Source organism: Paracoccus aminovorans (assembly GCF_001546115.1).
Lineage (GTDB): Bacteria > Pseudomonadota > Alphaproteobacteria > Rhodobacterales > Rhodobacteraceae > Paracoccus > Paracoccus aminovorans_B.
Genome location: NZ_KQ955208.1, coordinates 1,935,705 through 1,961,942 on the forward strand (window position 1 = coordinate 1,935,705; position 26,238 = coordinate 1,961,942).

Here is a 26,238-nt window from a genome sequence, read left to right on the forward strand (position 1 = left end):
GGCGCACGCCCGGGCCGGCGACCAGCGCCAGCGCGATGATGATCAGCAGGCACAGGATGACGGTCTTGATCATCCGCGCACCTCGAAGCGGGAAAAGGCGGCGCGTTCCTCGACGCCGCCGATCAGCGCCTCGGCGGACAAGCCGAAGCGGCGCAGCAGCGGCACGCGCTGGCCATAGGTCAGGAAGCGGGTCTTGTCGCCGTAAAGTTCGCGCATCTTGGGCACCAGATGGGCGATGCCGTCGGCCAGGCCCAGCTCGACCGCCTCGCGGCCGGTCCAGATCTCGCCGGTGAACAGGTCGCGGCCCTCGGCCAGCCGGCTGCCGCGGCGGGCGACGATCTGCTCCTTGAAGGCCTGGTGGATCGGGCCCAGCAGGCGTTCCAGCCGGGCCACGTCCTCGGGGGTTTCGGGGCGGAACGGGTCCAGCATCGACTTCGAGCGCCCGGCGGTATGCACGCGCCGCTCGACCCCGTGGCGCTGGATCAGCTCGGCAAAGCCGAAGCCCGAGGAGATCACCCCGATCGAGCCCAGGACCGAGCTGTCATCGGCCCAGATGAAATCGGCGGCCGAGGCCAGCCAGTAGCCGCCCGAGGCCGCCACATCCTCGACGAAGGCATGCACCGGCACGTCGTTTTCCTGCGCCAGCCGGCGGATTCGGGCGCCGATCAGGCTGGACTGCACCGGCGAGCCGCCGGGCGAGTTCACCGCCAGCGCCACCGCGACCGGCTTTCTGCGCTTGAAGGCGCGTTCCAGCAGCGGCGCCAGCGCGGCATCGGACAGGCCGGGGCCGCCGCGACCGGCAGCTCCGATGGCGCCTTGCAGGCGCAGCACGGCGACGCTAGCCGGGCGGTTCACGAGACGGTTCAGGAATGGAATTTTCATGCGCTCCAGATAGGCATGCGACGGGGCGGCGGCAAGCACTCAGCCCTGCGCTTTCAGAAAGGCCATCACCTCGGCGCGGTTGGGCATGGCGTCGCCGGCGCCCGGCCGCGTGACCTGCACCGCGGCGGCGGCGGCGGCGTGGCGCAGCGCGGTCGGCGCATCCTCGCCCCGCGCCAACCCGGCGGCGAACCAGCCGGCAAAGCAGTCGCCGGCGCCGGTGGTATCCACCGCTTCGACACGAAACGCCGGCTGGTGCCAGCTCTGGCCGCCTTGCAGGTCGCGGAACTCGGCCCCCTCGGCGCCGCGGGTGATCAGCAGCCCCTCGATGGGCAGATCCTCGCCGAAGGCGGCAAACGTGTCGCGGGCCTCGATCGCGTTCACCGCCAGGATCGAGACATGCGGCAGCACCGCCCGCAGCGCCTCGATCTCGAAGGGGGCAGCGGAATAGATCACCCGGGCGCCGGCGGCGCGGGCGCGGGCGGCGGTCTGGACCTGGAGGCTGGTCTCGTTCTGCATCAGGAGCAGGTCGCCGGGGCCGAAGGCCGCGCGCTCGGGCAGGTCGGCGGGCAGGGCCAGATTGGCGCCGCCGTGCAGGACGATGGAATTCTCGCCCGAGGCATCGACCAGGATGATGGCATGGCCGGTGGCGGTATCGGCCAGCCGCGCGATGCCCGAGGTATCGACGCCGGCCGCGGCCAGCCGCTCGATCACCCAGTCCTCGGCCGTGCCCAGGGCGCCCAGATGCACCACCGGCGCCCCGGCGCGGGCGGCGGCGACCGACTGGTTCGCGCCCTTGCCGCCCAGGCCCTGGGCATAGGACAGGGCATGCATGGTTTCCCCGGCGCGGGGCAGGACCGGCAGGCGATAGACATGGTCGATGTTGATCGAGCCGAGATTATAGATCGTCATCCGCCCCCCTTCATTCACCGTTTCCCAAATACCCATGCAACGCTGGCGGCGCGCCCCCGGCATTTCAGCCCCGGCGCGGCGCCTTGTCCATCCCGGAAACGAAAAACGCGCCCCGAGGGGCGCGTCTTCGGTTCAAGGAGCGGCGGTCATTCCGGCTTGCGCGGATGCTTGATCGGCCACCACAGCTTCTTGTTGGTCAGATACAGCAGCACCGACAGCACGACCAGGAACAGGACCGAGACGAAGCCGACCTGCTTGCGGTCCATCATCTTCGGCTCGGCCGTCCACATCAGGAAGGCCGAGACGTCGCGCGACATCTGGTCCACCGTCGCCTCGGTGCCGTCCTCATAGGTGACCTGGCCGTCCGAAAGCGGCGGCGGCATCTTGATCCAGCCGGTCGAGAAGGCAGCGTTGTGATAGAAGGTGCTGCCCGCCTCTTCCTTTTCCTCGCCGTTGAAGCCGGTCAGGATGGCGTGGATGTATTCCGGCCCGCCGATGCCGTTGAACAGCTGGCTGATGCCGGTGCCATAGGGGCCGTGGAACCCGGCCCGCGACTTGGCCATCAGCGACAGGTCGGGGCCCATGCCATCGCCATGCACGGTCGGGAAGTGGTCGGTCGGGATGCGCGGGCGCTCCTCTCCGGTTTCCTCGTCGAGAATGGACAGCGCGGCGGCATAGGCGCGGACCTGGTCCTCGGGCAGGGCGGGGCCGCCCTCGTCGGCAAGCGTGCGCAGCGGCACATAGGTCAGGCCGTGGCAGGCGGCGCAGACCTCGGTATAGACCTGCAGGCCGCGTTGCAGCTGGAACTGGTCGTATTTGCCGAAGGGACCCTCGAAGCTGAACGAGATGTCCTCGATATGCGGCGCGGCATGGGCGGCAGCGGCCTCTTCGGCCGGGGCGGCGGCGGGCTCGGCCGCAGCCTCGCCCTCGGCGGCCGCGGGTTCCTCGGCCGGTGCGGCTTCGGCAGCCGGCTCAGCCTCGGCCGCGGCTTCGGCGGGGGCGGGTTCCTCGGCCGGGGCCGCCGGCTCGGCGGTCTCGGGCGCCGCAGCCTCGGTGCTTTCCGCCTGGTCGGCAGTCGGTTCCGCAGCGGGCTCGGCAGCCGGTTCCGCCGCGGCTGGCGCGGCTTCGGCCGGAGCCTCGGCCGCGGGCTGCTCGGCAGCCGGTTCTTCAGCAGCCGGTTCCTCGGCAGCAGGAGCTTCGGTGGTCGCGGCCTCTTCGGCCGGCGCCTCAGCAGCAGCCGGAACCTCAGCAGCCGGTTCCTCCGCGGCCGGTGCCTCAGCAGCCGGAACCTCAGCAGCCGGAACCTCAGCAGCCGGAACCTCAGCAGCTGGTTCCTCGGCGGCCGGAGCCGCCGCCGGCTGGTCGTCAGAGCCTGCCTCGACCCCGGCCGGGGCCTCGGTCGCGGTTTCGGTGGCCGGCGCCTCGGCTGCCGGGGCGGCCTGCGGCGTGGTCTGGTAGCTCGAGCCCGCGGGGGCGGTGGTGCCGGGCGCCGTCGTCGCGTCCTGCGCCACGGCCCCGCCTGCCAAGGCAACCGTCAGGGCCGCAACAGCCGTGAGCGATGCGTTTCTCAGGGTCATTGGATGCCTCTCCTTACTCGGCAGGATGGGTTGCGGGCCCGTAATGGGCGTTGAAGTCGTCCTCGATGGTCTGAGGCATGGGCAGCGGTTTCTCGATGATGCCCAGAAGCGGCAGGATGATCAGGAAATAGGCGAACCAATAGGCCGCACCCGCCAGCGCGATATAGGGATAGATCCCTTCGGCCGGCATGGCGCCGACCCACATCAGCACGACGAAATCCACCGCCAGGATCCAGAACCACCACTTGAACAGCGGCCGGTACTGGCCCGAACGCACCCGCGAGGTGTCGAGCCAGGGCACCAGCGCCATGACGATGATGGCGCCGAACATCGCGATGACGCCGAAGAACTTGGCGTCGATGATGCCGAAGGACAGCCAGTTCACCAGCTGCACCGCCCAGACATCGGCGGTGAAGGCGCGCAGGATGGCGTAGAACGGCAGGAAATACCATTCCGGCACGATATGCGCGGGCGTGGCCAGGGCGTTCGCCTCGGTATAGTTGTCGGGGTGGCCGAGATAGTTCGGCATGAAGCCCACCACCGCGAAGAACACCACCAGGATCACCGACAGCGCCAGCAGGTCCTTGATCACGAAATAGGGCCAGAAGGGCAGGGTATCCTTCTGCGCCTCTTCCCTGGAACCGCGACGGACCTCGACCCCGGTGGGGTTGTTGTTGCCGGTGGTATGGAAGGCCCAGATATGGACGATCACCAGCGCCGCGATCACGAAGGGCAGCAGGTAATGCAGCGAGAAGAAGCGGTTCAACGTGGCGTTGTCGACCGCCGGGCCGCCCAGCAGCCAGGTCTGGATCGACGCGCCGATGCCCGGAATGGCGCCGAAGAGGCCGGTGATGACCGTCGCGCCCCAGAAGGACATCTGGCCCCAGGGCAGCACGTAGCCCATGAAGGCGGTGCCCATCATCATCAGATAGATCAGCATGCCGACGATCCAGGTCACCTCGCGCGGGGCCTTGTAGCTGCCGTAGTAGAGGCCGCGGAAGATGTGGATATAGACGGCAAAGAAGAACAGCGAGGCGCCGTTCGCATGCAGATAGCGCAGCATGTAGCCGCCGTTCACGTCGCGCATGATGTGCTCGACGCTGGCGAAGGCCAGGTCGACATGCGGGGTGTAATGCATCACCAGCACGATGCCGGTCGCGATCTGCAACACCAGGCAGAAGGCCAGCACGATGCCCCAGATCCACCACCAGTTCAGGTTCTTGGGGGTGGGGATCATGATGGTGTCATAGACCAGGCTGACCACCGGAAGGCGGCGGTGCAGCCAGCGTTCGAAACCCGTCTTGGGCTCGTAATGGTCGTGGGGAATTCCGGCCATGTGCGCCTCCTCAGCCCAGCTTGATCGTGGTTTCGTTGACGAATTCGGCAACGGGAATATGCAGGTTCTGCGGAGCCGGGCCTTTGCGGATGCGGCCGGCCGTGTCGTAGTGGGACCCGTGGCAGGGGCAGAACCAGCCGCCGAAATCGCCCGCGCCATCGCCGATCGGCACGCAGCCGAGATGGGTGCAGACGCCGATCATCACCAGCCATTCGCCGGCCTCGTCCAGGGTGCGGTTCTGGTCGGTGGCGGGCTCGTTGGGCTTGTTGGGGTTCTCGGCGCTCTGGTCGATCAGGTCGCCCAGCGGCACATCGCGGCCCTTCTGGATCTCGTCCTCGGTGCGGCGGCGGATGAACACGGGCTTGCCGAGCCATTTCACCGTCAGCTGGGTGCCGGTTTCGACGCCGCTGACATCGACCTGAATCGAGGAAAGCGCCTGCACATCCGCCGAGGGGTTCATCTGGTTGACAAGGGTCCAGGCGGCAGCCCCGGCCGCGACGGCGCCGGCGCCGGCGGTCGCGAAATAGAGGAAATCCCTCCGGGTGCCGTGGTCACCTGCGTGTTCGTCTGCGTGGGACACGGGTCTGATCTCCATTTATGCCCCGAAACCGGGGCTATACGACGCATGGGGCCGTGTCGAACACAGCCCTCGCCTAGGCGGTTCTAGCGATCAAGTTCCTGTCAGTCCAGCGGGGTAGGGCGCTGGTCCCGGCGCAAAACACCGCAGGTGTCGCATTTTGGTTGCGCGTTGCGGCCGGCCGTCCGGGCCGTTGGCGCTAAAGCAGGCCCTCGCTGCGAAAGCTCAGCTCGCGCGACTTGCCGATGATGAGATGGTCGTGGACGGCGATTCCCATCACCTCGGCCGCCGCCACGATGCGGCCGGTCATGGCGATGTCGGCCTGCGAGGGCGTCGGGTCGCCCGAGGGATGGTTGTGCACCAGGATCAGCGCGCTCGCGGTCAGCTCCAGCGCCCGGCGCATGATCTCGCGCGGATAGACCGGGACATGGTCGACGGTGCCGCGCGCCTGCTCCTCATCCGCGATCAGCACGTTCTTGCGGTCCAGGTAAAGCACGCGGAACTGCTCGATCTCGCCATGGGCCATGGCGGTGTGGCAATAGTCCAGAAGCGCGTCCCAGCTGGTCAGCACCGGGCGCTGGATCACCCGCGACCGCGCCAGGCGCTGCGCCGCGGCCGCGACGATCTTCAGCTCCTGCACCACGGCCGGACCGACGCCCGCCACCTCGGACAGCCGCGCGGGCGAGGCCGAGATCACCCGGTTGAAATCGCCGAACCGGTCCAGCAGCCGCCGGGCCAGGGGCTTCACGTCCTGGCGGGGGATGGCGCGGAACAGCAGCAGCTCCAGCAATTCGTAATCCGGCATTGCCTCGGCCCCGCCCTGCATGAAGCGGTCGCGCAGCCGGGCGCGGTGATCGGCGATATAGCTGGGCACCCGGCCGCCGGGCGCCAGCGGCGGCGCGGCCTCATCCCCGGCAGGCCGGGCCGAGGAGAAAAGTGGCAGCGGGGCTTCCTGAAAGGCGCGATTTTTGTCCATGGCCGGCAGCCTGCCACGACAAGAGTAAAGGCCGGGTTAACGCGCGCGTCCCCCGGCCTTCTTTGTTTTCCAAATACCCAGATCCCAAAGGCGGCCACACGCGCCGCCCTGGCCGGTTCAGCCCTTCATCTCGTCCCAGAAGCCCTTGATCTTCTGGAAGAAGCCCTGGGTCTGCGGATTGTTGTCGGCCTTGATGTCTTCGAACTCGCGCAGCAGTTCGCGCTGGCGGGCGGTCAGGTTCACCGGGGTTTCCACGACGAGTTCGATCAGCATGTCGCCCGATTCGCCATTCATGCCGGGGCCGTGGCGCAGCGGCGGCATGCCCTTGCCGCGCAGGCGCAGCTGCTTGCCCGATTGCGTGCCGGCCGGAACCTTGACGCGCGAGCGGCCGCCGTCGATGGTCGGGACCTCGATCTCGCCGCCAAGCGCCGCGGTCGCCATGCTGACCGGCACCTGGCAGGCCAGCATCTTGCCGTCGCGCAGGAAGATCGGGTGCTCCTTGACCTCGATGAAGATGTAAAGATCGCCCGCCGGACCGCCGCGCATGCCGGCCTCGCCCTCGCCGGCCAGGCGGATGCGGGTGCCGGTCTCGACCCCCGCGGGGATATTCACCGACAGCGTGCGCTCTTTCTCGATCCGGCCGGCGCCGCGGCATTCCTGGCAGGGATTCTTGACGATCTGGCCCTGGCCGTTGCAGGTCGGACAGGTGCGCTCGACGGTAAAGAAACCCTGGGTGGCGCGGACCTTGCCCATGCCGGAACAGGTCGGGCAGGTCGCGGGCTCGACCGCGCCCTCGGCGCCGGTGCCGTTGCAGGCGCCGCAGGCGACCGAGCCGGGCACGGTGATGGTCTTCTGCGCCCCGGCATAGGCCTCGTCCAGCGAAACGCGCAGGTTGTAGCGCAGGTCCTGGCCGCGGCTGGCGCGCGAGCGGCCGCCACCGGCGCCGGGCCGGCGGCCCATCATGTCGCCGAACAGGTCCTCGAACACATCCGCGAAGGCCGAGCCGAAATCGCCATGGCCGTTGCCGCCGCGCCCGAAGCCGCCGCCGCCGTTTTCGAAGGCGGCATGGCCGAAGCGGTCGTAGGCGGCCTTCTTCTGGTCGTCCTTGAGGCAGTCGTAGGCCTCGTTCACTTCCTTGAACTGCGCCTCCGAGACCTTGCAATCCTTGTTGCGGTCGGGATGCAGCTGCTTCGCCTTGGAGCGGTAGGCCTTCTTGATCTCCTCGGCCGAGGCGCCGCGCTGCACGCCAAGCACCTCGTAGTAATCGCGTTTCGCCATATCCATCGCGTCCGGGCTCTTTCACGAAATGGCCGGCCCGTGCGGGAAAGCAGCGGGCCGGCCGGTTGGGTCACATCGCGCTTACTTGCGCTTGTCGTCGCCGAGATCCTCGAAATCGGCGTCGACAATCTCGTCATCCACGTCGCGCGGGCCGGGCTCGTCATCACCCGCATCGGCGCTGCCGCCTTCGGCCTGGCTGGCCTTGTAGATGGCTTCGCCCAGCTTCATCGAGGCGTCCATAAGGTTCTGGATGCCGCCCTTGATCTTGCCGGCATCCTCGGACTTCAGCGCATCTTCCAGCGCGCCGACGGCCAGCTCGATGGCCTCGACGGTCGAGCCGTCCACCTTGTCGCCATGCTCTTCCAGCGACTTCTTGGTGGTGTGGATCAGGCTTTCGGCCTGGTTGCGGGCCTCGACCAGTTCCTTGCGCTTCTTGTCGGCATCGGCATTGGCCTCGGCGTCCTTGACCATCTTCTCGATCTCGTCGTCCGAGAGACCGCCCGAGGCCTGGATGGTGATCTTCTGCTCTTTCCCGGTGCCCTTGTCCTTGGCGGAAACCGAGACGATGCCGTTGGCGTCGATGTCGAAGGTCACCTCGATCTGCGGCATGCCGCGCGGCGCCGGCGGGATGTTTTCCAGGTTGAACTGGCCCAGAAGCTTGTTGTCGGCGGCCATCTCGCGCTCGCCCTGGAACACCCGGATCGTCACGGCGTTCTGGTTGTCCTCGGCGGTCGAGAAGATCTGCGACTTCTTGGTCGGGATCGTGGTGTTGCGGTCGATCAGCCGGGTGAAGACGCCACCCAGCGTCTCGATGCCCAGGGACAGCGGCGTCACGTCCAGCAGGACCACGTCCTTGACGTCGCCTTGCAGCACGCCGGCCTGGATGGCGGCGCCAAGCGCCACGACCTCGTCCGGGTTCACGCCCTTGTGCGGCTCCTTGCCGAAAAAGCTGGTCACTTCCTCGACCACCTTCGGCATCCGGGTCATGCCGCCGACCAGCACGATCTCGTCGATGTCGCCCTTGGACATGCCGGCATCCTTCAGCGCGTCCTGGACGGGCTTCATGGTGCGCTTGATCAGGTCGCCGACCAGGCTTTCCAGCTTGGCGCGGGTCAGTTTCATGACCATGTGCAGCGGCGTGCCGGTGTTCTTGTCCATCGAGATGAACGGCTGGTTGATCTCGGTCTGGCTCGAGCTCGACAGCTCGATCTTGGCCTTCTCGGCCGCCTCTTTCAGGCGCTGCAGCGCCATCTTGTCCTTGGTCAGGTCGACGCCATGCTCTTTCTTGAACTCCTCGGCGAGGTAGTTCACGATCCGCATGTCGAAGTCCTCGCCACCCAGGAAGGTGTCGCCGTTGGTGGACTTCACCTCGAAGAGGCCGTCATCGATCTCCAGGATGGTGATGTCGAAGGTGCCGCCGCCAAGGTCATAGACCGCGATGGTTTTCGATTCCTTCTTGTCCAGGCCATAGGCCAGCGCGGCCGCGGTCGGCTCGTTGATGATGCGCAGGACTTCCAGGCCCGCGATCTTGCCGGCGTCCTTGGTGGCCTGACGCTGGGCGTCGTTGAAATAGGCCGGGACGGTGATGACGGCCTGCGTCACCGGCTCGCCCAGATAGCTCTCGGCGGTTTCCTTCATCTTCTGCAGGATGACGGCGGAGATCTGGCTGGGCGAGTATTTCTCGTCCCGGACCTCGACCCAGGCGTCGCCATTGCCACCGTCGACGATGGCATAGGGCACCAGTTTTTTGTCCTTTTCCACCTCGGCGTCGGTGGTGCGGCGGCCGATCAGGCGTTTGACGGCGAAGATGGTGTTCGAGGGGTTGGTCACCGCCTGCCGCTTCGCGGGCTGGCCGACCAGGCGTTCGTTGTCGGTGAAGGCCACGATCGACGGCGTCGTGCGCGCGCCTTCCGAGTTCTCGATGACCTTCGGCTGGCTGCCGTCCATGATGGCGACGCAGCTGTTGGTGGTCCCGAGGTCGATGCCGATGACTTTAGACATACAGTAACCTTTCTTGCGGCGATATTCTGGGCCTTGGGTCCGAAAGCGGCCCCCGAAGCCCGATCCCTGGATGGACCGAAGGGGACGGCGATCCGGGCCCTTCGATGTTCTGGAGGGCTATATAGGAAGGGGCTCGACGGGCTGCAACAGAGAGCCTGTCATAAAATCGAACGGTTTGCGCCCGGCCGCGCAGCCTGCGGCAAGCCGTCTCATCGCCCGGCCGACCAGCTGAGCGAGACCGCCTTGCGGGTGACGAATTCCGCCATCAGCCCGACCATCAACAGCGCCAGCGTGGTATAGACCGGATAGGTCAGCGACGAGTTGCGGGGCGAGTAGTTGATGAAGGCAAAGCCCCGGGTCTGGTCGATGATGTGGAACAGCGGGTTCCAGGCGAACATGTGCAGCATGAAGCCGGGCATGGTGTTGGCGACGAACATCTTGCCGGAAAACACCATGTTCAGCCGCTGGTAGAATTGCGTCAGCACCTGCGCCGCCTGCGGCCACCAGGGCCGGATCGACAGGAAGATCAGCCCGATGCAGCAGCCCGAGAACCAGGCCATCAGCAGCATGGCATAGCAGGCCAGCGGATTGTCGATCACGATCGGCTGCAACAGATAGTGATAGGCCGACAGCACCACGATGGCCGAAAACGTCTGCTTGTAGAGCGAGGCCAGCGCCGCGGCCGAGATCATCACCGCCGTGTTCATCGGCCCGTGCTTCATCATCTGGTTGCTGGGGTTGCCGGCCCCCGCGACCGCGCCGATGGCCTGGGAATGGGCCATGAACATGAAGACCCCGGTCATCAGGTAGACGATGAAATCGCCACGGATCGGCGACTTGCGCACGCCGATGATGACGAACATCAGCCAGAAGCCGGCGATCATCGCCATGGCCTGCGCCACCGTCATCACCAGGCCGACCACGGCATTACGCTGGCCCTTGCGCAGATTGTTGACCGTGACGTGATAGATCAGCGACAGCGTGATGAACGCGGCCTCGATCATGTTGCGACTGCGGCGCTGGGTGAACATGCGTTTCGGGACTTTCTGGGCGGGATCTTTCCGTTGCGACATGCGGGGCGCTTGCCCTGCGCGGTTCGCCGCATCATAAGGAAGCGGACTGCCGTATTCAATCGGCGCCGCATTCCGGGAACGCCGGGACGGAAGGGAAAAAACATGCAATTCGATCAGTTGATTGCCGAGATGCGTCGCCTGGCCCTGCGGGCCGGGGACGAGATCATGCGCATCTATGGCGCCGAGGATTTCGCGGTGCGGGCCAAATCCGACGCCTCGCCGGTGACCGAGGCTGACGAGGCCGCCGACGCGCTGATCTCGGCCGGGCTGCGGGCGGCCTTCCCCGACATCGCGCTGGTGACCGAGGAGCAGGCCGCGACGCATGGCCAGCACCTTTCGACCTTCCTGATCGTCGATCCGCTGGACGGGACCAAGGAATTCGTGCAGCGCCGCGGCGATTTCACCGTCAATATCGCCTATGTCGAAAACGGCGTGCCGCGCTTCGGCGTGGTCTATGCCCCGGCCAAGGGCCGGCTGTTCTATACCACCGCCCAGGGCGGCTCGGTCGAGGAGAAGGGCCCCTTCGGCGAACAGCCGGGCGAGACGGTCGCCATCGGCGTGAACTCGATGCCCGACAACCGCGGGCTGATGGTCGTGGCCTCGAAATCGCATCGCGACCAGGCCACGGACGACTATATCAACCGCTACGGCGTGCGCGACATGACCTCGGCCGGCTCATCGCTGAAATTCTGCCTGGTGGCGACGGGCGAGGCGGATCTGTATCCGCGCCTGGGCCGGACCATGGAATGGGACACGGCGGCGGGCGACGCGGTGCTGCGCGGCGCCGGCGGCGAGGTGGTGCGCTTCGACGACCATACGCCGCTGACCTATGGCAAGCCAGGTTTCGAGAACCCGTTCTTCATCGCCTTCGCCCCGGGCGTGCTGCTGGTCAAGGACTGAGCCCATGTCGGTCGTCATCGTGATCCCCGCCCGGCATGCCTCGACGCGCTATCCGGGCAAGCCGCTGGTCGAGCTGCGCGGCGCCACGGGCGAGGGGCTGTCGCTGATCCGCCGCAGCTGGCAGGCGGCGCAGGCCGTCGCCGGCGTGGACCGGGTGATCGTCGCCACCGACGACGCCCGCATTGCCGAGCATGCAGCCGGCTTCGGCGCCGAGGTGGCGATGACCTCGACCGCCGCGCGCAACGGCACCGAACGCTGCGCCGAGGCTGTGGCGGCGCTGGGGCTGATGCATGACATCGTGGTCAACCTGCAGGGCGACGCGCCGCTGACGCCCGCGTGGTTCGTCGAGGAGCTGGTCGCGGGCCTCGCCGCCGATCCGGGCGCCGATGTGGCGACGCCGGTGCTGCGCTGCTCGGGCGCCATGCGGTCCGAACTGATCGCCGACCGGGTGGCGGGGCGCGTCGGCGGCACCACCGCCGTCTTTGGCCACGACCGCCGGGCGCTGTATTTCAGCAAGGAAGTCATCCCCTATGCCGCCGCCGATTTCGGCCCCTCGGACCCGACGCCGGTGTTCCACCATGTCGGCGTCTATGCCTATCGCCCGGCGGCGCTGGCCGAATACCCGGGCTGGGACGAGGGCCGGCTGGAGGCGCTGGAGGGGCTGGAGCAGCTGCGCTTCCTGGAACGCGGCCGCCGCATCCTCTGCGTCGAGGTCGAGGCCCGCGGCCGCGAGTTCTGGGAGCTCAACAATCCATCCGACGTGCCCAAGCTCGAGGCAATGATGCAGCGGATGGGTATTGCTTAGGCTAATCGCGTTAAAGTAGACTAACGCGCAGTTCCGTGTTTGTTTAAGTTGTTCAAATCTGCGGCAGCATTCAAACGCGCCGGACGACGCCATTTTGAAATCAGAGGAATTCCGCTGGAACTCCACAGCCAATAGGCAGAAACTCGCTGCCAGCCGCCAAAAATTGAATCACTTTCGTCGTTTGCAGAAACCTGCGCGGGGTATACGCACTTGTTGCGGAAGCCTCGTCAAAGAGGGATAAGCGTCGGGCTGTCGGCGCAAGAGATCAGGAGATCGGATCAATGAACCGCAAAGTCACCAAGGCCATCTTTCCCGTCGCTGGCCTGGGCACCCGCTTCCTTCCGGCTACGAAAAGCATTCCCAAGGAAATCATGACCTTGGTCGACCGGCCGCTGATCCAATACGCCATCGACGAGGCGCGCGCGGCCGGAATCGAGGAATTCATCTTCGTCACCTCGCGCGGCAAGGGCGCGCTCGAGGATTACTTCGACCACGCGCACGAACTGGAATCGAGCCTGAAGAAATCCGGCAAGACCGAGCTTCTGGACATCCTGCGCGGCACCAACATGGATTCGGGCGCCATCGCCTATGTCCGCCAGCACAAGGCCCTGGGCCTGGGCCATGCGGTCTGGTGCGCCCGCCGCCTGCTGGGCGACGAGCCGGTCGCGGTCATCCTGACCGACGACGTCATCATGGGCGAGCCGCCCTGCCTGCAACAAATGATCGAGGCCTACAAGGAAACCGGCGGCACCATGGTCGCCACCATGGAAGTCCCGGCCGAAAAGACCAAGGCCTATGGTGTCCTGGACGTGGCCGAGGACATGGGCGCCATCGTCCGCGCCAAGGGCATGGTCGAGAAGCCCAAGGAAAACCCGCCCTCGAACCTGGCCGTCATCGGCCGCTACATCCTGGCGCCGACGGTCATGGACAACCTCAACAAGCTGAAGCAGGGCGCCGGCGGCGAGATCCAGCTGACCGACGCCATCGCCGACGAGATCGAGGAAGGCCGCGACGTCTTCGGCCTGCGCTTCCGCGGCCAGCGCTTCGACTGCGGCAGCAAGGCGGGCTTCCTGCAGGCCACCGTGGCCTTCGGCCTGGCGCGCGACGAGCTGAAGCACGAGTTCGCCGAATATCTCTCGGACATCACCGCGATGTACAAGGCGGCCGAATAAGCATGACGGAAACGGTGCTGGTCACGGGCGGCGCGGGCTATATCGGCTCGCACGCCTGCAAGGCCCTGCGGGACGCGGGTTTCACCCCGGTCACCTATGACAACCTGTGCACGGGCTGGCAGGACGCGGTCAGGTTCGGGCCCTTCGAGCAGGGCGACCTGATGGACCGCGCCCGGCTGGATGCGGTCTTTGCCGCGCACAAGCCGGTCGCGGTGATGCATTTCGCCGCGCTGAGCCAGGTCGGCGAGGCCATGCGCGAGCCGGGCAAATACTGGCGCGGCAATGTCGGCGCCTCGCTGAACCTGATCGAGGCGACGCTGGCGGCGGGGGTGCGGAACTTCGTGTTTTCCTCGACCTGCGCCACCTATGGCGACCATGACGGCGTGGTGCTGGACGAGACGACCGCCCAGGCGCCGCTGAACGCCTATGGCGCCAGCAAGCGCGCGATCGAGGACATGCTGAAGGATTTCGGCGCCTCGGACGGGCTGCGCTCGGTGATCTTTCGCTATTTCAACGTCGCCGGCGCCGACCCCGACGGCGAGGTGGGCGAGTTCCATCAGCCCGAGACGCATCTGATCCCGCTGATCCTGGACGCGGTGGACGGCAAGCGCGACGCGCTGACCATCCACGGCACCGACTATCCGACGCCGGACGGCACCTGCATCCGCGACTATGTCCATGTCATGGACCTGGTCGATGCGCATGTGCTGGGCCTGCGCCACCTCTTGGCCGGCAAGGTCGCGGATGGCGGGCACGAGGTCTTCTGCCTGGGCACCGGCAACGGCTTTTCCGTGCGCGAGGTGGTGGCCGAGGCGCGTCATGTCACCAACCGCCCGGTGCCGATGGTCGAGGGCCCGCGCCGGGGCGGCGATGCGGTCAAGCTGGTCTCGGGCTCGGAAAAAGCGATCTCGGTCCTGGGCTGGAACCCGGCGCGCTCGACCATGCAGCAGATGGTGGCGGATGCCTGGCGCTGGCACCAGAATGGCGGCTATACCCGGTGAAGGCCGGCGACCGGCGCGGTCCGCTGCGGCGCGGCTGGTCGGCCTGGCGGATGCGCGCCAAGCGGCGCCAGCTGATCCTGCGCGCCATGCGGGCGGGGCGGGGCCTGCAGCCGCTCGCCGACCGCACGGCGGCGATCCGGCCCGGCGACATCCTGGGCTTCGTCACGCTGCGGAACGAGATGCAGCGACTGCCCGAGTTCCTGGCGCATTACCGGGCCTTGGGCGTCGCGCATTTCCTGATGGTGGACAATGCCAGCACCGACGGCGGCGCGGATTACCTGCGCAGCCAGCCCGACGTCTCTTTATGGAGCGCGCCGGGCAGCTATCGCGAGGCGCGCTTCGGCATGGACTGGCTTTCGGCCCTGCTGCTGCGCCATGGCCGCGGGCATTGGTGCCTCAGCGTCGATGCCGACGAATTGCTGGTCTATCCGCATTGCGACAGCCGCGACCTGCGGGCGCTGACCGCGCATCTGGATGCGCAGGGCATCGCCGGCATGGGCGCGCTAATGCTGGACCTGTATCCGCAGGGGCCGCTGGACCAGGCGCCTGCGACCGGCAGCGTGACCGAGCGGCTGCCCTGGTTCGACCCCGGTCCCTATCGCTGCCAAGTCATGGCGCCGCGCCGCAACCGCTGGGTGCAGGGCGGGGTGCGTGCGCGGGTGTTCTTCGCCGACCGGCCGAAACGTGCGCCGACGCTGAACAAGCTGCCGCTGATCCGCTGGCACTGGCGCTATGCCTATGTGAACTCGACCCATTCCATGCTGCCGGCGCGGCTGAACGACCTCTACGACGGGCCGGGCGATGCGCGGCTTTGCGGCGTGCTGCTGCACAGCAAGTTCCTGCCCGACATCGCCGCCCGCTCGGCCGAGGAGCTGGCCCGGCGCCAGCATTTCGCCGATCCCGACGCCTATGCCGGCTATCACCGGGCACTGACCGATGCGCCCGACCTGTGGCACGCGGACTCGGTGCGCTATCGCGACTGGCGGCAGCTGGTCGCGCTGGGTCTGATGGCGGGCGAGGGCTGGCCCGGCGACCCGTAAGGAAACCGCTTGCGAAACCCCGCGCAACCACGCATGTCCCCTGACATGAAGCACGACCGTCACATTCAACCCACGGATGGTATGCGGTGCCCCGGCTGACGCGCTGGCCGATCTGGAAGCGGCTGCGCCGACGGGCGCGGCGGCAATGGCTGGTCGCCCGGGCGGTGCGCCGGGGGCGGGCGCTGCGCCCGGTCATGGACCGCACCCGCCGCATCGGGGCGGGCGAGATCCTGGCCTTCGTGACCCTGCGCAACGAATTGCCGCGCCTGCCGTATTTCCTTGCGCATTACCGTCGGCTGGGCATCGGGCATTTCCTGGTCGTGGACAATGCCAGCAGCGACGGCAGCGCCGAATGGCTGGCCGAGCAGCCCGACGTCTCGCTGTGGCGGACCGAGGCCAGCTACAAGGAATCGCGCTTCGGTATGGACTGGCTGAACTGCCTGTTGCGCCGCCACGGCAGCGGGCATTGGTGCCTGACCGTCGATCCCGACGAATTCCTGGTCTATCCGCATCACGACACCCGGCCCTTGCAGGCGCTGACCGACTGGCTGGACGCGGGCGAGATCCGCTCCTTCTCGGCCATGCTCCTGGACATGTATCCCAAGGGCTCGCTCGAGGCCGAGCCCTATCGCCCCGGGCAGGACCCGTTCGAGATCGCGCGCTGGTTCGACCCGGCGAACTATACCATCCGCAAGAACAGCGAATACGGCAACCTGTGGATCCAGGGCGGGCCGCGCGGCCGCGCCTTCTTTGCCGACAATCCGCAGAATGGCCCGGCGCTGAACAAGATCCCGCTGGTGCGCTGGGAACGCGGCTATGCCTATGTCAGCTCGACCCATATGCTGCTGCCGCGGGCGCTGAACCTGGTCTATGACCAGGACGGCGGCGAAAAGGCCTCGGGCTGCCTGCTGCACGCCAAGTTCCTGTCCACCTTCGTTCAGAAATCCGCCGAGGAGCTGACCCGGCGCCAGCATTACGCCGACAGCCAGGAATACCGCGCCTATCACTCGGGCCTGCAGGAGGACCCGGATTTCTGGTGCGCGCAGAGCCGCGAATTGCAGGACTGGCGCCAGCTCGAGGATCTGGGCCTGATCTCCAAGGGGAACTGGGCATGACCGTGCGGCTGGGCGTGGTGATGCTGTGCCACGACGAATTGCCCGTCGCGGCGCGCCTGGCGCGGGTCTGGGCTGAGGGCGGGGCCTCGGTCGCGGTCCATGTCGATGCCAAGGCGCCGCCGGACGGGGTGGAAACCATGCAGCAGGATCTGGCCGACCTGCCGCAGGTGGTGTTTAGCCCGCGTCATTCCTGCGAATGGGGCATGTTCAGCCTGGTCAAGGCCACGCAGGACGCCGCCGCGCTGCTTCTGGACCGGTTCGAGGACGTGACCCATGTGCTGGTGGTCTCGGGCTCCTGCCTGCCCCTGCGGCCGGTCGCCGACCTGGTGGCCTTCCTGGCGCTGCATCCGCGCCGCGACTTCATCGAAAGCGTGACGGCGGCCGATGTCGGCTGGACCGTGGGCGGGCTGAACGAGGAACGCTTCACCCTGCGCTTCCCGTTCTCGTTCCGGCGCCGCAGGAAACTTTTCGACCGCTATGTCGCCTTGCAGCGCCGGCTGCGCTTTCGCCGCCGCATCCCGCAGGGGCTGGTGCCGCACCTGGGCTCGCAATGGTGGTGCCTGACCCGGACCACGCTGCGCGCCATCCTGGCCGATCCGCGCCGGGCCGAATTCGACCGCTATTTCGCCAAGGTCTGGATCCCGGACGAGAGCTATTTCCAGACCCTGGCCCGCCGCCATTCGCAGAATATCGAAAGCCGGTCGCTGACGCTGGCCAAGTTCGACGGCCAGGGCAAGCCCTATATCTTCTACGACGACCACCTGGAGATGCTGGAACAGTCGCGCTGCTTCGTCGCCCGCAAGATCTGGCGCGGCGCGGCGCGGCTGCATGCGCATTTCCCGCATGGCGATCCGGCCCGTCCCGCGGCCGACGAGCCGCGCCCCGAGCGGCTGGACCGGGTCGTCAGCCAGGCCGTCGCCCGCCGCAGCCTGGGCCGGCCCGGGCTTTACATGCAAAGCCGCTTTCCGCTGAAGGACCGCGAGAACGGCAAGACCTCGGCGCCCTATGCCGTGCTGCAGGGCTTCACCGACCTGTTTCCCGATTTCGAATCCTGGCTGGCCGAACGGGTGGATGCCGATGTGCACGGCCATCTTTTCGCGGTGCATGGCGCCGAATTCGCCGGCCGGGCGCCGATCGGGCCGGGGGGGCTGTCGGACAGCGCGGCGCTGCGCGATCTGGACCCGCGCGGCTTTGTCGCCAACCTGATCCGCATGTCGGACCGGATGCCGCTGTGGCAGTTCAGCCCGCGCGACGGGCAAGAGATGAACTGGTTCACCGCCACCGACCCCAATGCCCGTATCTTCGTCATCACCGGCGCCTGGGCGGTGCCGCTGCTGCATTCCGACATGCCCTTCGACGACATCCGCCGCGTCGCCGCCATCCTGCAACGCACGGAGCTGGCGCAGATGGAGGTGCTGAATTCGGTCTGGCTCAAGGCGCAGACCCAGGTTTGGGACCTGGGCGATTTCTGCGCCCGGCCCGCCGCCGTGCTGGGCGGCATCCTGCGCGCGCTCGGTGCCGACCCCGAGGCCGCCGCCGACCTGCCGCCCATGCGCGAGATCGCCGGCATGGGCCGATTCCTGCAACGCCTGCGCAATGCCGGGCTGCGCCCGCAGCTGATGGGCGACTTCCCCGCTTCCGACACCGCCCCTTCCGTTCCGCCGCAAGAAAGACCCGCGCCATGACCCAGCCCTTCCGCAGCTTCGTCATCTTCGCCGAGATGCGCACCGGCTCGAACCTGCTCGAGGCGACGCTGAATGGCGTGAAGCGCGTCACCTGCTTCGGCGAGGCCTTCAACCCCTACATGATGGGCTGGCCCGACAAGACCGAGCTCAAGGGCATCACCATGGCCGAGCGCGACGCCGATCCGCACCGGCTGCTGGCGGCGATCTTCGACAAGCCGAACCACCTGCCGGGCTTTCGCTATTTCCACGACCACGACCCGCGCGTCTTCGACGCCATCATGGAGGACCGGGCCTGCGCCAAGATCGTGCTGACCCGCAATCCCGTGGACAGCTATGTCTCGACCGCGCTGGCGCGCGCCACCAACCAGTGGAAGCTGAACGAGACCGAGACGCCGATCCCCGCCGCCGCCCGCTTCGACGCCGAGGAATTCCGCCAGGTGACGGGCGAGATCGAGGCGTTCCAGCTGAAGGTGCTGCACCGCCTGCAGGTCACCGGCCAAGCCGGCTTCTGGCTGGGCTACGAGGATCTGCGCGACGCCGAGGTGATGACCGGGCTGCTGCATTGGCTCGGCCGCACCGACCTCGAGCGGGTCGAGCCGGCCAACGACCAGGTGCCGCAGAACCCGCGCGAGCTTGCCGAGAAGGTCGAGAACTTCGACGAGATGCAGGCGGAACTGGCGCGCCTCGACCCGTTCATGCTGCGCAAGATCCCGAATTTCGAGCCGAGGAAGGGCCCGGCCGTGCCCTCGTTCCTGGGGGCCGAGGCGGGCAAGGGGCTGATCTTCATGCCGATCAAGGGCGGGCCTTCGGACAGCGTGGTGCGCTGGCTGCGGGCCATGGGCGAGGTCTCGGCCGATTTCAACCAGAACAGCCTGCGGCAATGGAAGCGCCAGCATGTCGGCCACCGCAGCTTCACCGTGCTGCGCCACCCGCTGCTGCGCGCCTGGGCAGCCTTCGACAGCCTGCTGCGCGGCAGGAATGCCGAGCTCCGCCAGATCCTGCGCGACATCCACCGCGTCGCCCTGCCGCCCGATGCCGAGCTGGCCGCGATGGAAGACAGCCGCAAGGCCGAGCTTTTCGCGGCCTTCCTCGACTTCCTGCGCCGCAACCTGAACGCCCAGACCACGCTGCCCTGCTATCCCGGCTGGGCCAGCCAGTCCGAGGTGCTGGCCGGCTTCGCCCGCTTCGGCGCCCCGGACATGGTGCTGCGCGAAAGCGACCTGCCGCGCGACCTCAGCTGGCTGGCGGCCAGCGCCGGCATCCGCGCCCCCGCCGACCTGCCCGACCCCGAGCCGTTCCCGGATTTCCTGAACGAACAGGAACTGCGCGGTGCGGCGAAAAAGGCCTATCTGCGCGATTACGTCGCCTTCGGCTTCGGCGGCCAGCCTTAGCCCTGCGGCGTCATCGCCTTGCGCTGGCGGTTGCGCTCCAGCCCCAGCTGGCGCTCGCGCCAGATGATCAGGATGCCGGCCAGGATGACCAGCGCGGCGCCGGCCAGCATGGTCAGCGTCGGCGCCTCGCCGAAGACATACCAGCCGATGAGCAGCGCCAGGATCATCGAGCAATATTCGAAGGGCGCGATCAGCGAGGCATCGGCAAAGCGATAGGCCGAGGTCAGCAGGATCTGCGCGAACCCGCCCAGCAGGCCGATGGCGATCAGCGTCAGCGTGGTCCCGAGGTCCGTCGCCACCCAGCCGAAGGGCAGCGTCAAGAGCCCCAGCACCGTCGAGGTCAGCGAGAACCAGAACACGATGGCCGAGGTCTGTTCCTCTTGCGCGAGCTTGCGCACGAAGATCATCGCCAGCGCCGTGCAGGCCGCCGCCGACAGCGCCACCATGGCGCCCAGGCTCTGCTGCAGGCCGCCGGCGCCCTGGCCCAGCCGCGGCGACAGCACGATCACCACCCCGACCAGCCCCAGAAGCACCATGCCCAGGCGAAAGACCCGCACCTCCTCGCCCAGGAACATCGCGGCAAAGATCACCGTCAGCAGCGGCGCGGCATAGCCCAGCGTGGTGGCCTCGGGAAAGGGCAGCAGCGCCAGCGCCCAGAAGCTCAGCACCATGGCGCAGGTGCCGATGATGCCGCGATAGAAATGCCCGATCGGGCGAAAGGTGCGCAGCCCGGTGCGCAGGTCGCCGCGCCAGGCCAGCCAGCCCAGGATCACCGGAATCGCGAAGAACGAGCGAAAGAACACCTGCTGGCCCGGCGGCACGCCCAGGCCCCCCTCGGAGGTGGCCTTGACCAGCGTGCCCATCAGCGTGAACACCAGCACGCTGAGGCATTTCAGGATGATGCCGCGCAGCGGGCTTTGAGGGATCATGGCAGGCGCTCGCAGGCCCAGCGTGCCGCATCGGCCACGGCGGGATCAGGGTCGTTCCGCAAGCCATCGGCCACGGGGCGCAGATGTGCAAGCCCCGAATTGCCGATGGCGTAAAGCACATTCCGGACCATGCGGTCGCGGCCGATGCGCTTGATCGGGCTGCCCGAGAAGCGTTCGCGAAAGCCCGCGTCGTCCAGCTGCGCCAGCTCGGCCAGCGCCGGGCCGCCATGGGGCCCGTGATAGCGCAGTTCGGTCGCGGCCTGGGCGAACTTGTTCCAGGGGCAGGCGGCGAGGCAATCGTCGCAGCCATAGATGCGGTTCCCGAGCATCGGCCGCAGCTCGGGGTCGACCGGCCCCCTGTGCTCGATGGTCAGGTAGGAGATGCAGCGCCGCGCATCCAGCTGATAGGGTGCCGGAAAGGCGCGCGTGGGGCAGGCGTCGAGGCAGGACCGGCAGGATCCGCAATGGCTGCGCTCGGCCGCGTCCTTGGGCAGGTCCAGCGTGGTGAAGATCGAACCCAGGAAGAACCAGCTGCCCAGCTCGCGCGACAGCAGGTTGGTGTGCTTGCCCTGCCAGCCTAAGCCCGCCGCCTGCGCCAGCGGTTTCTCCATCACCGGGGCGGTATCGACGAAGACCTTGATCTCGCAGCCGGTCAGCCCGACCAGCCAGCCGCCCAGGCGCTTCAGCCGCTTCTTGACCAGGTCGTGATAATCCTTGCCCTGGGCATAGACGCTGACCGCGCCGCGATCCGGGTCGTGGATGATCTCCAGCGGGTCGTGCTCGGGCGTATAGAGCTCGGCCAGCATGATGACCGAACGCGCCTCGGGCCAGAGGCTGGCGGGCGAGGCGCGCCAATGGCTGCGCTCGGCCATCCATTCCATCTGGCCATGGCGGCCATCGGCCAGGAAGGCCGCCAGCCGGTCGGGCAACTGCGGGTTGGCGTCGGGGGCGCAGATGCCAAGGGCGTTGAAGCCCTCGGCCCGGGCCTGTTCCTGCAGCCGGGACCGGATCTCGGCCGGGTCGGAGATCCTGGTCCTAGAAGTCGAGCAGGGCATAATGCGGCGCCGGGTGGACGCCCGGCAAATGGTCGGCCAAGAGGCTGCGGAAGGCCGGCCGCGACTTGATCTTGGCATACCATTCCTGCACCTCGGTCGAATAGGTCCAGTCCACGTCCGAGATGTAGTCGAGGCACGAGAGATGCGCCGCGGCGGCGAAATCGGCCAGCGTCATCGCGTCCCCGGCCAGCCAGCGGCGATGCTCCAGCAGGCTGCGCATGTAGTCGAGGTGATAGCGGATCGCCGACAGCCCGGCCTTGACCGTGCGCGAGTCCGGGTAGCCCAGGCGCATGACCTTCTTCCAGACCCGCTCGGTCATCACCGGCTTCGTCACCTCGGCGTTGAACTTGTCGTCGAACCAGGCGCAAAGCCGGCGGACCTCGTAGCGCTCGATGGCGGCATGCGGCATCAGTGCCGGCTGCGGGATGGTCTCGTCCAGATATTCGCAGATCGCCTGGCTTTCGGCCATCAGCCGGCCGTCCATGCGCAGCACCGGCAGCTTGCCGGCCGGATTGCGGCGCAGGATCTCGGACCCCGGCTCCCAGAAGCGGTCCTCGACCAGCTCGACCTCGACCCGCTTCTCGGCCAGCACCAGCCGCACCTTGCGGCAATAGGGCGACAGCGCGACATGATAGAGGCGGATCGTGGAATTGGGCGAGGAATTGTTCATCTGGGAAAAACCGTGCGTGGCTGGGCCTTCGGGTTGATACGCCCCGGGGGCCGCGTTTTCAACCGCGATGCGCGGATCAGCGCCCAAGCACCAGGCAGGAATCGCGCCCGTCCGCCCGGATCGTCTGCGCGCCGCTGACGATGGAGCGCGTCCGGGCCGAGCCGGTCTGCGGGTTGCGCACCCGCGGCGCCGGCAGGATCGAGGCCAGCGCCGCCGATTGCGCCAGCGTCAGCTTGTCGGGCGTGGTCTTGAAGTAATACTCGGCCGCCGCATGCACGCCGAAGACGCCGCGGCCGAATTCGGCGATGTTCAGATAGACCTCGACGATGCGGCGCTTGGACCACAGCGCCTCCAGCATCGGGGTATAGGCGGTTTCCATCACCTTGCGCGGCCAGCTGCGGCCCTGCCACAGGAACACGTTCTTGGCGGTCTGCTGGGTGATGGTCGAGGCGCCCCGGCTGGAGCCCGAGGCGATGACCTTGCGGATCTCGACCATGTCGAAGCCCCAATGGGCGCAGAAATTGGCGTCCTCGGCCGCGACCACGGCGCGGACCATGTGGGGCGACACCTCGTCCAGATCGACCCATTCCCGGCTGGCGCGGCCGGGAAATTCGCTCTGGCCTTGGATGATGGTCCAGGTCGTGGGCGGGTTGATGAAGGAAAACAGAAAGACCAGCACGAACATCAGTGCCAGCAGGCGAAGCCCGATCCAGCGCCCCCAGCCCCAGAGCCACAGCGCGGCGCGCCGCAAGGGCCGCCAGCGCCGGGGCACGGCGGGCGGCATGTCCTGCGGGTCGTCAATGGTCTGGCTGCGGCGGGGCATGGCCGCGTCCTGTCACGGCCATGGCCCCTGCGTCAAGCGATCAGGCGCCGGCAGGCGGGGCGGCGGATGCCGCATCGGCCTGCGGCACCCCCAGCGCGGCGCCCAGCTTGCCGCCGGCAAAGGCTTCGCGCAGCTTTTCCTCCTCGGCGTCGGGCAGCGAGCTTTGCAGCACCCGTCCCTTCAAATGGAAGCCTTCCAGCCGCGCCAGCACCTTGTCGGCGGTCATCTTGCGCACCAGGATGAACACGGCCGAGCCGCCGGGTGGGATGGAATGGCCCAGTTCTCGCATGAAATCATCGTTGATGCCGATGTCCGACAGCTTGCCGGCCAGCGCGCCCGAGGCCGCGCCGACCGCCGCGCCCACCAGCGGGTTCAGGAACAGCAGCCCGACCAGCGTGCCCCAGAAGCCGCCGCCAAGCGCGCCGGCGGCGGTCAGGTTCATCGCCTGGTGCAGCTTGATATCCTCGGCCGAGGGGCGGGTGACGACCACGGCATCCTCGAGCTCGATCAGGTATTCCTTCTGCATCTTCACCAGTTCGGTGCGCAGCTCGAAGCCCGAGGCTTCGTCGTCGAAGGCGATGACAAGCAGGTCTGACATGGCGAAATCCTTTCCAACAGGGGTCCGCCGGCCAACGCCGCGGCGCGGCGCCGGGTTCCTGCGGCGCCGTGTCGCTGGCCGGGACGGCGCCGCGCCCCGGCCGCGCCGGTCACTTGACCGAGGCCATTACCGCATCAGCGCCGGGCTTGCCGTCCAGCGTGGTCACGCCGTCCAGCCACTTCGCCACCGGCTCGGGGTTGGCGGCGATCCAGGCCTTGGCGGCATCCGCCGCATCGGCGCCGTCTTCCAGGATCTTGCCCATCAGCACGTTTTCCATGTCGACGGTAAAGGTCAGCTGGCTGAACAGCTTGGCCACGTTCGGGCATTGCGCGACCCAATCCTTGCGCGCGACGGTATGCACGGTCGCGCCGCCGAAGTCCGGGCCGAATTCCTCGTCCCCGCCCGACAGATAGGTGACGGCGAAGTTGACATTCATCGGATGCGGCGCCCAGGCCAGGAAGACCGAGGGGGTCTTGGCGGCATCGTTGCGCGCGACCTGCGCCAGCATCGCCTGCTCGCCCGATTCCACCAGCTCCCAGTCGCCCAGGCCGAACTTGTCGGCGTCGATCATCTTCTGGATCGACTGGTTCGCCGGTGCGCCGGGCTCGATGCCATAGATCTTGCCCTGGAAGGCGTCCTTATGCGCATCGAGATCGGCAAAATCCTTGACGTTCAGGTCCTTGGCGGCATCGGTGACCGCCAGGGTGAACTTGGCGCCCTCGAGGTTCTGCACCAGTTCCTGCGTCTTGCCCGAGGCTTCCAGGTCGTCGCGGAACTTCTGCTGCGCCGGCATCCAGTTGCCCAGGAAGACGTCGGTCTCGCCCTTCTTCAGCGCCTCGTAGCCGATCGGCACCGAAAGCGTGGCGATGTTCGGGGTATAGCCCAGCCCGGTCAGCACCGCATTCGCCACGCCGTTGGTGGCGGTGATGTCGGTCCAGCCCGGGTCCGACAGGTGCACGGTGGCGCAGGTCTGCGGATCGGCGGCGAAGGCGGGTGCGGCCACCAGCGCAAGGGCCAGGGCGGTCGGGGCGAGCAGGGGGGGTCTTTGCATGGATCAGGCCTCCGGGTTCGGGTCGCGCGCGTTTCGCGCGATTGCCCGGATATCAGCCCACAAGGCGGGCCGTCGCGCAAGAGAGGATCGCAGCGCCCGCCCGGCAGCGGATCGCGACCTTGACGAATGCCGCGGCGTCGATCAAAGGTGACAGCGGTCTGGGCCTGTAGCTCAATGGTCAGAGCAGGGCGCTCATAACGCCTTGGTTGGGGGTTCAAGTCCCTCCGGGCCTACCAGCCATCCCGATCCCCGAACGCCGGCGCCCGCGCGCGAGGGGCCTTGATCCCGTCCCGCCGTCCCGGCATGGATGCGGGCAGGACAGCGCGGCGATGCGCGGGGAGGGGAACGTGACCGAGGCAAAGCTGCGGCTGGCGCTGAACGGATTTGGCCGCATCGGCCGCTCGATCCTGCGGATCTGGGCGCAGGGCGGCTACGAGGACCTGGACCTCGTGCTGATCAACGACATCGAGCCGCTGGAGAATTGCGCCTATCTCTTCGAATATGACAGCGTCTTCGGGCCGTGGCGCGGCACGGTGGCGGCGCGGGACGGGGCGCTGGTCGTCGATGGCCGCGCGATCCCGTTCCATTCCGCGCCGGACCTGCGGCAGCTGGACCTCTCGGGCGTCGACATCGTGCTGGAATGCACCGGCATGACCGGCTCGCGCGCGGTGGTCGAGCGCGGCTTGCAGGCCGGGGCGGGCCGGGTGCTGATCTCGGGGCCGTCGGATCAGGCCGACGTGACCATCGTGATCGGCGCCAACGACGAAAAGCTGGCCGGGCAGCAGATCGTCTCGAACGCCTCTTGCACCACCAATGCGCTGGCGCCGCTGCTGCGGGTGCTGGATCAGGGCTTCGGCATCGTCTCGGGGCAGATGACCACGGTGCATTGCTATACCGGCAGCCAGCCGACGGTGGACAAGCCGCGCGGCGATGCGGCGCGGTCGCGCGCGGCGGCGCTGTCCATGGTGCCGACCACGACCAGCGCCGGGCGGCTGATCGGCACGGTGCTGCCGCATCTGGCCGGCCGGGTCGCGGCCCGCGCCATCCGGGTGCCGACCGCCAGCGTCTCCTGCATCGACCTGACCTTCGCCAGCGAAAAGCCCACCGAGGTCGCGGCGGTGAACGCGCTGCTGCAAGAGGCGGCCCGGACCTCGCCGGTCTTCGGCTGGACCGAGAAGCCGCTGGTGTCCTGCGACCTGCGGGCGCGGCCCGAGTCGATCGTGATCTGCGGACCCGAGACCTCGGTCGCGGGCGGGCTGACGCGGGTCTTCGGCTGGTATGACAACGAATGGGGCTTTTCCACGCGGATGCTGGACATGGCCCGGCTGATGGGCCGCTAGCGGCAGCGCGGGCATGAAAAAGGGGCCGGCGAACCGGCCCCGATACTCGTTACC

General features: G+C 67.7%; 24 protein-coding genes and 1 tRNA gene. 10 read left to right on the forward strand and 15 right to left on the reverse strand.

The genetic code is table 11. The features are described from left to right. Positions 1-69: 69 nt before the first annotated feature. The 9 genes from ASV56_RS09945 to ASV56_RS09985 form a co-directional block, all read right to left on the reverse strand. Positions 70-882, reverse strand: coding sequence for a S49 family peptidase (locus tag ASV56_RS09945; protein WP_062562310.1), 813 nt, complete (start codon positions 880-882; stop codon positions 70-72). A 39-nt stretch (positions 883-921) separates the two neighbouring features. Then, the gene (locus ASV56_RS09950) at positions 922-1,791 is read right to left on the reverse strand and encodes a ribokinase (RefSeq protein WP_062561828.1); all 870 of its coding nucleotides are present in this window, start codon (positions 1,789-1,791) and stop codon (positions 922-924) included. 146 nt (positions 1,792-1,937) lie between these two features. Beyond that, a complete protein-coding gene (locus ASV56_RS24795; RefSeq protein WP_062561829.1) occupies positions 1,938-3,368 on the reverse strand; it encodes a cytochrome c1 in 1,431 nt (476 codons plus the stop codon). A gap of 13 nt (positions 3,369-3,381) precedes the next feature. Further along, a complete protein-coding gene (gene petB, locus ASV56_RS09960) occupies positions 3,382-4,704 on the reverse strand; it encodes a cytochrome b (protein WP_062561830.1) in 1,323 nt (440 codons plus the stop codon). A 10-nt stretch (positions 4,705-4,714) separates the two neighbouring features. After that, positions 4,715-5,284, reverse strand: a complete 570-nt coding sequence (petA, locus tag ASV56_RS09965; RefSeq protein WP_026155292.1) for a ubiquinol-cytochrome c reductase iron-sulfur subunit — start codon at positions 5,282-5,284, stop codon at positions 4,715-4,717. Between the two features lie 196 nt (positions 5,285-5,480). Beyond that, on the reverse strand, positions 5,481-6,257 hold the full coding sequence (radC, locus tag ASV56_RS09970; protein WP_062561831.1) for a RadC family protein: 777 nt from the start codon (positions 6,255-6,257) through the stop codon (positions 5,481-5,483). Positions 6,258-6,374: 117 nt separating this feature from the next. Next, complete coding sequence (gene dnaJ / locus ASV56_RS09975) at positions 6,375-7,535, reverse strand: molecular chaperone DnaJ (RefSeq protein WP_062562311.1); 1,161 nt, start codon at positions 7,533-7,535, stop codon at positions 6,375-6,377. Positions 7,536-7,616: 81 nt separating this feature from the next. Continuing rightward, positions 7,617-9,536 (reverse strand): molecular chaperone DnaK, encoded by a 1,920-nt coding sequence (gene dnaK / locus ASV56_RS09980; protein WP_062561832.1) that lies wholly within the window; start codon positions 9,534-9,536, stop codon positions 7,617-7,619. Between the two features lie 209 nt (positions 9,537-9,745). After that, positions 9,746-10,609: an ABC transporter permease gene (locus ASV56_RS09985; RefSeq protein WP_318013703.1), complete on the reverse strand. Its 864-nt coding sequence runs from the start codon at positions 10,607-10,609 to the stop codon at positions 9,746-9,748. Positions 10,610-10,711: 102 nt separating this feature from the next. Between ASV56_RS09985 and cysQ the strand changes: the two genes are divergently transcribed. The 8 genes from cysQ (at position 10,712) to ASV56_RS10025 (ending at position 19,718) form a co-directional block, all read left to right on the forward strand. Next, positions 10,712-11,509 carry a 3'(2'),5'-bisphosphate nucleotidase CysQ gene (gene cysQ, locus ASV56_RS09990; RefSeq protein ID WP_062561834.1) on the forward strand — a complete coding sequence of 266 codons (798 nt, stop codon included), beginning with the start codon at positions 10,712-10,714 and terminating at the stop codon, positions 11,507-11,509. 4 nt (positions 11,510-11,513) lie between these two features. Continuing rightward, positions 11,514-12,314, forward strand: a complete 801-nt coding sequence (locus tag ASV56_RS09995) for a 3-deoxy-manno-octulosonate cytidylyltransferase (protein WP_062561835.1) — start codon at positions 11,514-11,516, stop codon at positions 12,312-12,314. Positions 12,315-12,595: 281 nt separating this feature from the next. Beyond that, positions 12,596-13,486, forward strand: a complete 891-nt coding sequence (locus tag ASV56_RS10000; RefSeq protein ID WP_017999391.1) for a UTP--glucose-1-phosphate uridylyltransferase — start codon at positions 12,596-12,598, stop codon at positions 13,484-13,486. Positions 13,487-13,488: 2 nt separating this feature from the next. Continuing rightward, positions 13,489-14,487, forward strand: a complete 999-nt coding sequence (gene galE, locus ASV56_RS10005) for a UDP-glucose 4-epimerase GalE (RefSeq protein WP_062561836.1) — start codon at positions 13,489-13,491, stop codon at positions 14,485-14,487. Beyond that, a complete protein-coding gene (locus ASV56_RS10010) occupies positions 14,484-15,527 on the forward strand; it encodes a glycosyltransferase family 2 protein (RefSeq protein ID WP_082724780.1) in 1,044 nt (347 codons plus the stop codon). The genes galE and ASV56_RS10010 overlap by 4 nt, the downstream gene beginning before the upstream one ends. Positions 15,528-15,613: 86 nt before the next feature. Beyond that, complete coding sequence (locus ASV56_RS10015; protein ID WP_082724781.1) at positions 15,614-16,642, forward strand: glycosyltransferase family 2 protein; 1,029 nt, start codon at positions 15,614-15,616, stop codon at positions 16,640-16,642. Continuing rightward, positions 16,639-18,327: a DUF5927 domain-containing protein gene (locus ASV56_RS10020; protein ID WP_172823741.1), complete on the forward strand. Its 1,689-nt coding sequence runs from the start codon at positions 16,639-16,641 to the stop codon at positions 18,325-18,327. The genes ASV56_RS10015 and ASV56_RS10020 overlap by 4 nt, the downstream gene beginning before the upstream one ends. Next, positions 18,324-19,718, forward strand: a complete 1,395-nt coding sequence (locus ASV56_RS10025) for a hypothetical protein (RefSeq protein ID WP_062561837.1) — start codon at positions 18,324-18,326, stop codon at positions 19,716-19,718. Before ASV56_RS10020 ends, ASV56_RS10025 begins: the two co-directional genes overlap by 4 nt. On the opposite strand, the gene ASV56_RS10030 is transcribed toward ASV56_RS10025, so the two are convergent. From ASV56_RS10030 to choX, 6 genes are all read right to left on the reverse strand, one after another. After that, positions 19,715-20,647, reverse strand: a complete 933-nt coding sequence (locus tag ASV56_RS10030) for a DMT family transporter (protein ID WP_062561838.1) — start codon at positions 20,645-20,647, stop codon at positions 19,715-19,717. The genes ASV56_RS10025 and ASV56_RS10030 overlap by 4 nt on opposite strands. Continuing rightward, positions 20,644-21,702, reverse strand: a complete 1,059-nt coding sequence (gene queG / locus ASV56_RS10035; protein WP_062561839.1) for a tRNA epoxyqueuosine(34) reductase QueG — start codon at positions 21,700-21,702, stop codon at positions 20,644-20,646. Before queG ends, ASV56_RS10030 begins: the two co-directional genes overlap by 4 nt. Next, entirely contained in the window at positions 21,683-22,372 is a 690-nt protein-coding gene (fzlA, locus tag ASV56_RS10040) for an FtsZ-binding protein FzlA (RefSeq protein ID WP_017999399.1), read from the reverse strand. Before fzlA ends, queG begins: the two co-directional genes overlap by 20 nt. A 76-nt stretch (positions 22,373-22,448) precedes the next feature. Beyond that, positions 22,449-23,195 (reverse strand): monofunctional biosynthetic peptidoglycan transglycosylase, encoded by a 747-nt coding sequence (gene mtgA / locus ASV56_RS10045; RefSeq protein ID WP_062561840.1) that lies wholly within the window; start codon positions 23,193-23,195, stop codon positions 22,449-22,451. 40 nt (positions 23,196-23,235) lie between these two features. Beyond that, positions 23,236-23,793 carry a DUF1269 domain-containing protein gene (locus ASV56_RS10050; RefSeq protein WP_062561841.1) on the reverse strand — a complete coding sequence of 186 codons (558 nt, stop codon included), beginning with the start codon at positions 23,791-23,793 and terminating at the stop codon, positions 23,236-23,238. Positions 23,794-23,902: 109 nt separating this feature from the next. Continuing rightward, complete coding sequence (gene choX / locus ASV56_RS10055; protein WP_062561842.1) at positions 23,903-24,844, reverse strand: choline ABC transporter substrate-binding protein; 942 nt, start codon at positions 24,842-24,844, stop codon at positions 23,903-23,905. Positions 24,845-25,004: 160 nt separating this feature from the next. Here choX and ASV56_RS10060 point away from each other — a divergent pair. Continuing rightward, positions 25,005-25,080, forward strand: a tRNA-Ile gene (locus ASV56_RS10060). Positions 25,081-25,191: 111 nt separating this feature from the next. Next, the gene (locus ASV56_RS10065) at positions 25,192-26,184 is read left to right on the forward strand and encodes a type I glyceraldehyde-3-phosphate dehydrogenase (RefSeq protein ID WP_062562315.1); all 993 of its coding nucleotides are present in this window, start codon (positions 25,192-25,194) and stop codon (positions 26,182-26,184) included. Positions 26,185-26,238: the final 54 nt, after the last annotated feature.